Annotated in this window: 1 protein-coding gene; it reads left to right on the plus strand. The window is 47.9% G+C overall.

Features of this window, described 5'->3' with window-relative positions:
• Nucleotides 1-2: 2 nt before the first annotated feature.
• Nucleotides 3-1,851 (plus strand): transferrin-binding protein-like solute binding protein (locus ACTHUM_RS12850; RefSeq protein WP_440403038.1); only part of this gene is annotated, 1,849 nt, incomplete at its 3' end.

Raw genomic sequence — 1,851 nt, forward strand, 5'->3', positions numbered from 1 at the left:
GGATGTGTAAACCGAATTATGGCGGCATTGTCTTGTTGCCCTTACTTTTGGCATCTTGTATCGGCGGCAATTTCGGCGTGCAGCCTGTTGTCGAATCAACGCCGACCGCGCAAACCCCGTCAGATTCCAAACCTTCCAAGCCTGAGGATATTCCTGCTCCGGCTCCTGCCAAACCTTCTATAGAAACCACGCCGGTCAACCAGCCCGCCGTCGGTGCGGCAATGCGGTTGCCAAGGCGGAATATTGCTTTTTATAACAAAGACGGTACGGAAATTCCCGATAAGCATCAGGCAGAGGAGTATCTGCCGCTTAAAGAGGAGGATATCCTGTTTTTAGACGGTACGCCGCAAGAACAGGTCGACAAACTTAAAAAGGAAATCAAAGGACGGCATCCTAATGCACAAATCTACACGTCCGATTCAAAAGATGCTGTGTATCAATATAAATATGTCCGGGCCGGATATGTTTATACTCAAACAGGAGAAGACGAAATCAAACAGAACTCAGGTGGTAAGCGGTTTACCCACCGGTTTGGTTATGACGGGTTTGTATATTATTCCGGAGAACATCCCTCCCAATCTTTACCGAGCGCGGGAACGGTGAAATATTCCGGTAACTGGCAATATATGACCGATGCCAAACGTCATCGGACAGGTCAGGCGGTTGCCAGTGAGAATTTGGGTTATAACACATATTATGGTAATAATATTGGTGCAACTTCTTATGCGGCTAGGGATGCCGACGACAGGGAAAAACATCCTGCCGAATATACGGTTAATTTCGACAAAAAAAACCTGGAAGGTAAGTTGATTAAAAATCAGTATGTGCAAAATAAGAATAATCCAGATGAACCTAAAAAGCCGCTGATCATTTACAACATTACTGCAAAATTGGACGGCAACCGCTTTATCGGCAGTGCCAAGGTCAATCCTGATTTAGCGGAAAAACATGCCGGTAAGGAGCATTTGTTTTTCCATGCCGATGCCGATCAGCGGCTTGAGGGCGGTTTTTTCGGCGATAACGGAGAAGAGCTTGCCGGACGGTTTATCAGCAACGACAAAAGCGTATTCGGCGTATTCGCAGGCAAACAAAATAGCTCCGTGCCGTCTGAAACGCATACCAAAATCTTGGATTCGCTGAAAATTGCCGCCGACGAAGCTGCCGATCCTAAGGCACGTCCGTTTATTGCCGAGCCTATGCCCGACTTTGCCCATCCTGACAAACTCCTTGTCGAAGGGCGTGAAATCTCCTTGGTCAAAGATACTCAAACCATCGTTCTTGCCGACGGCAGGAAAACGACAATCCGAACCTGCTGCGATTTTCTGAACTATGTGAAAATCGGACGGATGCAAACCGACCGTCCCGTCGTCAAACCGACTGCAACAGAGGACGAAGATTCCGATCATGAAGGCGCGGGACCTGATGATGAAAATGAAAGTTTAGAGCCTGAAGACGGTGAAGACGGTTTGGAAAATGATACCGATGACGGTCATGCTTCTTCCGAGTTGCCGGCAGAGGAAGATAACGGGGAAGCAAATACAGCAGGAAAAAATGAAGGAAACAACGCGGAAAGCGTAGGCACGGATGGAAAATCACCTGTCCAACCCGCTTCTGCATACAGGAATATCGACCTTTTCATAAAAGGTATCCGCACTTCCGAGGCAGACATCCCCAAAATTGGGAATGTCCACTATAGAGGTTCATGGGAAGCCCGTATCGGCGCGCCGATCCAATGGGATAACCATGCGGATAAAGCGGCAAAAGCCGAATTCGACGTTAACTTTGCCAACAAGTCCCTTTCCGGCACCCTGATGGAGAAAAATGGTGTAGAACCTGCCTTCTATATTGAAA

This window comes from Neisseria sp. P0021.S006, assembly GCF_051956895.1.